Consider the following 7,289-nt stretch of genomic DNA (forward strand, 5'->3'; position numbering starts at 1 on the left):
CTGATGCCGATCAGTTACTTGGCGCGCTTTGCAAAGGCTAGAATTCTTACGCCCATGTAATCGATTATCAAAATACGGAGACACCGATGGCCAGCACCGCCAGCCCGCATGCAAGCACGCCTTCCGCCTTCGAGGAAGCCACCTATCGCAAGGTCGCGTGGCGCTTGTCGCCGCTGCTGCTGATCTGCTACATCGTCGCGTATCTGGATCGCGTGAATGTCGGCTTCGCCAAGTTGCAGATGGCCGCCGACCTCCAACTGTCCGATGCCGTCTATGGCTTCGGCGCAGGCATCTTTTTCTTCGGCTACTTCATCTTCGAGATACCGAGCAATGTGATCCTGCATCGCGTCGGCGCGCGGGTGTGGATCGCGCGGATCATGATTTCGTGGGGCATCATCTCGGCGCTGACCATGTTCGTCACCACGCCGACCATGTTCTACGTGATGCGCTTTCTGCTCGGCGCGGCGGAAGCGGGCTTCTTTCCCGGCATCATTCTTTATCTGACGTACTGGTTTCCGGCGCGCCGCCGTGGACGCATGACGACGCTGTTCATGACCGCCATCGCCTTGTCGGGGCTGATCGGCGGGCCGATCTCCGGCTGGATCATGAAGAACTTCGACAACGTGCACGGATGGCATGGCTGGCAATGGCTGCTGCTGCTCGAAGGCATTCCGTCGATCGTGGTCGGCCTGTTCGTGCTTGCGATGCTGGACGATCGCATCGCGCGGGCGAAGTGGCTGACGCAGGACGAGCGCGACTTGCTCGAACGGAATATCGCGGCGGACAACGTCGAAAAAGAAGATCCGCCGATCTCGAAGATTCTGTCCAGCCCGAAAGTCTGGCTGATGAGCCTCATCTACTTTTCCTTCGTGATGGGTCTGTACGGCGTGAGCTTCTGGCTTCCGACCATCATCAAGTCGATGGGCGTCTCCGATGCATTACAAGTCGGCCTCTTGTCCGCGATTCCATACGGCGCAGCGGTGATCGGCATGCTGTTCGCGGCACGCAGCGCGGATCGCAGCGGCGAGCGGCGCTGGCATATCGCGATTCCCGCGTTTATCGGCGCGATCGGGCTGGTGATGTCGGTGGTCTTCGCATCGAACACCACGCTTGCGATGCTCGGCCTCACGCTCGCCACGATGGGCATTCTCACGACCTTGCCGCTGTTCTGGAGTCTGCCGACCGCGTTTCTCGCGGGCACGGGCGCGGCGGCGGGAATCGCGATGATCAATTCGCTCGGAAATCTCGCGGGGTTTTTGAGTCCTTATCTCGTGGGTTGGCTCAAGCAGGCCACGGCGTCCAACGCGGCGGGCATGTATATGCTGGCGGGATGTCTGGTGCTTGGTGCGTTGCTTGTGCTCAGCGTGCCGGCTGCGCTCGTGAGTCGGCGTTAAACATCTTGGTTCAAGGGCGGCTGGCCACAGCCGTCCCTCTGCGATTCGTCTCCCTCCCCCGCATCGAATCCTCACCTGCATCAATCAAGCATTTGCGCACCTCAAAGAGGCATCCTCTGGCCTCGTGCACCAAAACGCTTCCGCCAGAAGCGCGGCATCGACAAGAAAAGAACGCCTCAAAATCCCGCAAAGCCCCGCCATCCATACGAATGCACTCGATTGGCACACCCCTTGCAGAAGCAATCGCGCCGGTCTCACGCCAATCAAAGCCAAACGACCCGCTTCAAACCTTCATCGCAAGAATCAAACATATCGGCAAGGGGAACACATACATGAAACGTCGCAGTTTGCTGAAGTTCGGTTCCATGTCGGGCGCGCTCGCTCTTGCGGGTCAGCTTCCGATCACCAAAGCCCAGGCCGCCGACAATGGTCCGATCAAGGTCGGGATTCTTCATTCGCTGTCGGGCACGATGGCGATCTCCGAGACATCGCTGAAGGACACGGCGCTCATGACCATCGCCGATATCAACAAGAGCGGCGGCGTCAATGGCCGCAAGCTCGAACCGGTCGTGGTGGACCCGGCATCGAACTGGCCGCTGTTCGCGGAGAAAGCGCGTCAGCTTCTGACGCAGGACAAGTGCGCGGTGGTGTTCGGCTGCTGGACGTCGGTGTCGCGCAAGTCGGTGTTGCCGGTGTTCGAGGAACTGAACGGTCTGCTGTTCTATCCGGTGCAGTACGAAGGCGAAGAGATGTCGCGCAACGTGTTCTATACCGGCGCCGCGCCGAATCAGCAGGCGATCCCCGCCGTCGAATATCTGATGGGACCGGAAGGCGGCAGCGCCAAGCGCTTCTTCCTGCTCGGCACTGACTATGTGTACCCGCGCACGACCAACAAGATTCTGCGCGCGTTCCTCCATTCAAAGGGTGTCAAGGATGCGGACATTCAAGAGGTCTACACACCGTTCGGACATAGCGACTATCAAACCATCGTCGCGAACATCAAGACCTTTTCCCAAGGGGGAAAGACGACCGTTGTCTCTACGATCAACGGCGATTCGAACGTACCGTTCTACAAGGAACTCGGCAACCAGGGCCTGAAAGCGACCGATGTGCCGGTCGTCGCGTTCTCGGTGGGCGAAGAAGAACTGCGCGGTATCGATACGAAACCGCTGGTGGGTCACCTCGCCGCGTGGAACTATTTCATGTCGGTCAAGAATCCTAACAATTCGAAGTTTGAGAAGGAATTCTTCGAGTACGTAAAGGCGCAGAACCTGCCGGGCGGCGACAAGCGCGTCACCAACGATCCGATGGAAGCGACCTTCGTCGGCATCCATATGTGGAAGCAGGCAGTCGAGAAAGCCAAGAGCACGGACGTGGACAAGGTGCGCGTCGCAATGATCGGCCAGACGTTTGCGGCACCGTCGGGCTTCACGCTGTCGATGGACGGCAACCATCATCTGCACAAGCCAGTGATGATCGGTGAAATTCGCGGCGATGGTCAGTTCAACGTGGTGTGGAAGACCAAGACCGCCGTGCGTGCGCAGCCGTGGAGTCCGTATATCGCGGGCAATCAGGGCAAGCCGGATGTGGTGTCGTCGATTCCGTCGTTCCTGCGCCGTCAGCGCGTGCGGGTTGCTTAAAGCGCTTTAGTAGCAAGGCCGCGCGATTCAAGCGAAAAGCGCGGCCGTCCGAAGTCTTATCGCAAAGGCCATCATGATCGGTTCCATCAGGCGCGTTCTGCTCGCGCTTTTTATTGCGCTGACTTCCCTCTCCGCGCATGCGCTCACCAACGACGACCTCGCGCCGCTCGCAGGCGATGACTTCGAAGCGAAGTCCACCGCCATCGACAAGCTGATCGCCAATGCGGACGCGCCGTCCGTCGCGGTCCTCGCAGCGCTGTCCGATGGCTCGCTCGTCGCCACGGAAGACAACCACATCTACATTCAAACCGACGACGGCAACAAAGATCCGATCACCGGCAAAGTGGTCCAGACGCCCGATGCACAGTCCATCACGTTGAGTAATACATTGCGCACGAAAGTGGCCGGCGCGCTGTCGGGCTTGCAGCTCGCATCGCCCGATATTGCCAGGCGCCGCGATGCGATTGCTGCGTTGCTGAAGAACCCGGACGCGTCGATGAAACCGATGATCGATCGCGCCCGCGCCGCCGAGAAAGACGTCGATCTGAAGAAGCGTCTCGATACGCTGTGGGCCATGACCGCCCTTCACGATCCCGATGTGAACAAGCGGCTCGAAGCCGCGCAACTCGTCGCCGCGCGCCACGATCTGGACATGTACGAACTGCTGCGCCCGATCGTTGCGAAGAAAGCGGACGGCACCTTCAACGAGCCTGACGAGCGCGTGCGCAACGCCGCGCAGGAAGGCATTTATTCACTCGATTCGATTCAACGCCGCAGCGAAATCTTCGGCACGCTGTTCGCGGGTTTGTCGCTTGGAAGCGTGCTGTTGCTCGCGGCTTTGGGCCTTGCGATCACGTACGGTCTGATCGGCGTGATCAACATGGCGCACGGCGAGTTTCTGATGATCGGCGCTTATGCCACGTATGTCGTACAGAACCTCGTGCAGCATTACGCGCCTGCCGCGTTCAACTGGTATCCGCTATTCGCGGTGCCGGTGTCGTTCGTGGTGGCGGCGCTGGTCGGCATGGTGCTCGAACGGCTGGTGCTGAAGCATCTCTATGGCCGTCCGCTCGAAACGCTGCTGACGACCTTCGGCATCAGCCTGATCCTGATTCAGGCGACGCGCACGATCTTTGGCGCGCAGAACGTGCAGGTCACCAATCCATCGTGGATGAGCGGCGGCGTCGCGGTGATGCAGAACCTGATCCTGCCGTATAACCGCATCACGATTCTGGTGTTCTCGCTCGTCGTCGTGGCGATCGCTTGGGGCGTGCTCACCAAGACGCGTCTCGGCCTGTTCGTGCGCGCGGTGACACAAAACCGTCGTATGGCGGCGTGCGTCGGCGTAAAGACTGCACGAGTTGATTCGTACGCCTTCGCATTTGGCGCGGGCATCGCGGGACTCGGCGGCTGTGCGCTTTCGCAGATCGGCAACGTCGGACCTGATCTCGGCCAGAGCTACATCATCGATTCGTTCATGGCGGTGGTGCTCGGCGGTGTCGGTCAACTGGCAGGCACGGTGATTGGCGGCTTTGGGCTTGGACTCGTGAGCAAGGCGGTCGAACCATTCTGGGGCGCGGTGCTCGCGAAGATCGCGGTGCTGGTGCTGATCGTATTGTTCATTCAGAAGCGTCCGCAGGGCATGTTCGCCCTGAAGGGCCGCAGCGCGGAGGCCTGAGATCATGACTGCCTCGACCAACGCATCCGTCAATCTCGATGTCTCGCCGCAACCCGATGAAAGCGCCGCGCGCGCGGGCTTCGCGTTAGGTCTACCGCCACGCGCCGCGCTGTTGCCGCGCAATGGCTGGATCGCGCTGATCGCCTTGATTGTCGCGATGGGCCTCTTCGTGCCGGTGTCCGCGCTCGTGTTGCCGGAGACGAGCACATTCCACCTCTCCGCCTACGCGATGACGCTCATCGCCAAGCTCATGTGCTACGCAATCGGCGCGCTCGCGCTCGATCTCGTGTGGGGATATTGCGGCATCCTAAGCTTGGGTCACGCGCTGTTCTTCGCGCTCGGCGGCTACGCGATGGGCATGTATCTGATGCGCGCCATCGGCCGCGAAGGCACGTATCAGAGCGATCTGCCCGACTTCATGGTGTTCCTCGACTGGCACAAGCTGCCGTGGTACTGGGAAGGCACCGAGCATCTCTGGTATGCGCTGTTGCTCGTGGTGCTGGTGCCCGGCGTGCTCGCGTGGGTGTTCGGCTTCTTCACATTTCGCTCGCGCGTGAAAGGCGTGTATCTGTCGATCATCACGCAGGCCATGACGTTCGCGGCGATGCTGCTGTTCTATCGCAATGAAACGGGCTTTGGCGGAAATAACGGCTTTACCGATTTCAAGCGCATCGCCGGGTTTTCGGTGACGAGCACGAGCACGCGTACGGCGCTGTTTCTCATCACGTTTGCGGTGCTGGTGCTGGCGTTTCTCGCGGCGCGATGGATCGTTACGTCGAAGCTCGGACGCGTGGTGACCGGCGTGCGCGATGGCGAAGCGCGTCTGATGTTTCTCGGCTACTCGCCGCTCGCTTATAAGCTGTTCATCTGGACCGTATCGGCCGTGCTGTGCGGGATTGCGGGGGCGTTATACGTGCCGCAGGTTGGCATCATCAATCCGAGTGAGATGTCGCCCGCCAACTCGATTGAAATGGCGATCTGGGTTGCTGTCGGCGGACGTGGCACTTTGATCGGGCCGATCATCGGCGCGTTTGCGGTGAATGGCGCGAAGAGTTTTTTCACGGCATATTTCGCGGAGTATTGGCTGTTTTTTCTGGGCCTTATCTTTACGCTCGTGCCCTTGCTTTTGCCGAACGGCATCATGGGACTGATCGAACTTGCGCGCCGCAAGAAGGCTTTGGGAGATGCCGCAGAATGACTGCCTACAACGCTTTGATTGTGGACTTGCCGCCGCTGCTTCCCGAGTCGAGTCACAAGAACATCAATATATCGTCGGGGCTGGGGCATGTGCTCAAACCCGATGAGATCGATGTATCGCACGGGACGATTCTTTATCTCGAAGATGTGACCGTGAGTTTCGATGGCTTTCGGGCTTTGAACAAGCTTACGTTGTCTATTGACCTGGGTGAATTGCGCTGTGTGATCGGGCCAAACGGTGCGGGCAAGACCACGATGATGGATGTCATTACCGGCAAGACGCGGCCTGATAGCGGTCGTGTTTTTCTTGGGCAGACGTTCGATCTCACGCGGATGTCGGAGCCTGTGATTGCGCGGACTGGCATCGGGCGAAAGTTTCAGAAGCCGACTGTGTTCGAGAATCATCCGGTTTGGGAAAACCTCGAACTTGCAATGAAAACGGATAAGGGATGGCTTGCTTCTTTGCGGTCGCGGCTGGACAAAGTGGCGCAGCAGCGGATTGAGGAGACTTTGGAGCTTATTCGTTTGCAGCATCAGGCGACGCGGCTGGCCGGGGAGTTATCGCACGGGCAGAAGCAGCGGCTTGAGATCGGTATGTTGCTTATGCAGCAACCCGCGCTGCTTTTGCTCGATGAGCCTGCGGCTGGGATGACCGATCATGAAACTATGGAGCTTGCTGAGTTGCTCAATAAGCTGCGTGGGTCTTGTTCGATGATGGTTGTTGAGCATGATATGGAGTTTGTTGCTGCTTTGTCTGGTGACACCGGGAAGGTTACTGTTATGGCTGAAGGTAGCGTGCTCGCTGAAGGGACTTTGGACGATGTCAAACGTAATGACGCGGTTATTGAGTCTTATTTGGGGCGGTGATGAATATGCGTTGCTGCTACTTTTGTCTCGCGTTTTCGTTCAGTAGCCGCCTCCCCGGCGGGGGGGTAACTTTCTTTGCTGCTGCAAAGAAAGTCACCAAAGAAAGCAGCTTTTTCAACCGGACACTGCCCGTTGAAAAGGCAAGTGGATTAATAGGCTCCCTAGGTAACAATAGCTCGCCACCTCAGAGGCCTGCCCGGCCTGTCACGCGCTCGGTACGCATCTTTAAGCACCTCTTTCCTCTTAGCAACGTGGTCCGCGCTCATATGCGCGGCGTATTTGGCGCTCACGCGCCGTCGCCGTAGGGGTCTATAAGGGAAACACAGAGAATGCGTAGTATCACGAACTTTCAAGCGTCACCGTTTAAACGCTATTCGGCCCTACCGTTACTTTGAGGTCCGTGAGAGAACGGGAGCGCTAAACGGCGTTGGGCCGAATAGCGTTTGTGCGTTGCCGTTTGCTTTGTCGTTGTCTTGGTTCCCTGCCGGGTTCCTTCGATTAGCGCCCGGCGGC

5 protein-coding genes are annotated in these 7,289 nt (G+C 58.9%); all 5 read left to right on the forward strand.

The features are described 5' to 3' along the window. Positions 1-86: 86 nt before the first annotated feature. On the forward strand, positions 87-1,394 hold the full coding sequence (locus tag P7F28_RS22155; protein WP_277186876.1) for an MFS transporter: 1,308 nt from the start codon (positions 87-89) through the stop codon (positions 1,392-1,394). 332 nt (positions 1,395-1,726) lie between these two features. After that, positions 1,727-3,034 carry an urea ABC transporter substrate-binding protein gene (gene urtA, locus P7F28_RS22160; RefSeq protein ID WP_277186878.1) on the forward strand — a complete coding sequence of 436 codons (1,308 nt, stop codon included), beginning with the start codon at positions 1,727-1,729 and terminating at the stop codon, positions 3,032-3,034. Positions 3,035-3,107: 73 nt separating this feature from the next. Beyond that, complete coding sequence (gene urtB, locus P7F28_RS22165; RefSeq protein ID WP_277186880.1) at positions 3,108-4,712, forward strand: urea ABC transporter permease subunit UrtB; 1,605 nt, start codon at positions 3,108-3,110, stop codon at positions 4,710-4,712. Between the two features lie 4 nt (positions 4,713-4,716). After that, positions 4,717-5,910, forward strand: coding sequence for an urea ABC transporter permease subunit UrtC (gene urtC / locus P7F28_RS22170; RefSeq protein WP_277186882.1), 1,194 nt, complete (start codon positions 4,717-4,719; stop codon positions 5,908-5,910). Further along, complete coding sequence (gene urtD, locus P7F28_RS22175; protein WP_277186884.1) at positions 5,907-6,776, forward strand: urea ABC transporter ATP-binding protein UrtD; 870 nt, start codon at positions 5,907-5,909, stop codon at positions 6,774-6,776. The genes urtC and urtD overlap by 4 nt, the downstream gene beginning before the upstream one ends. The last annotated feature ends 513 nt before the right edge of the window (positions 6,777-7,289 follow it).

It is taken from the genome of Caballeronia sp. BR00000012568055 (assembly GCF_029439455.1).
Classification (GTDB): domain Bacteria; phylum Pseudomonadota; class Gammaproteobacteria; order Burkholderiales; family Burkholderiaceae; genus Caballeronia.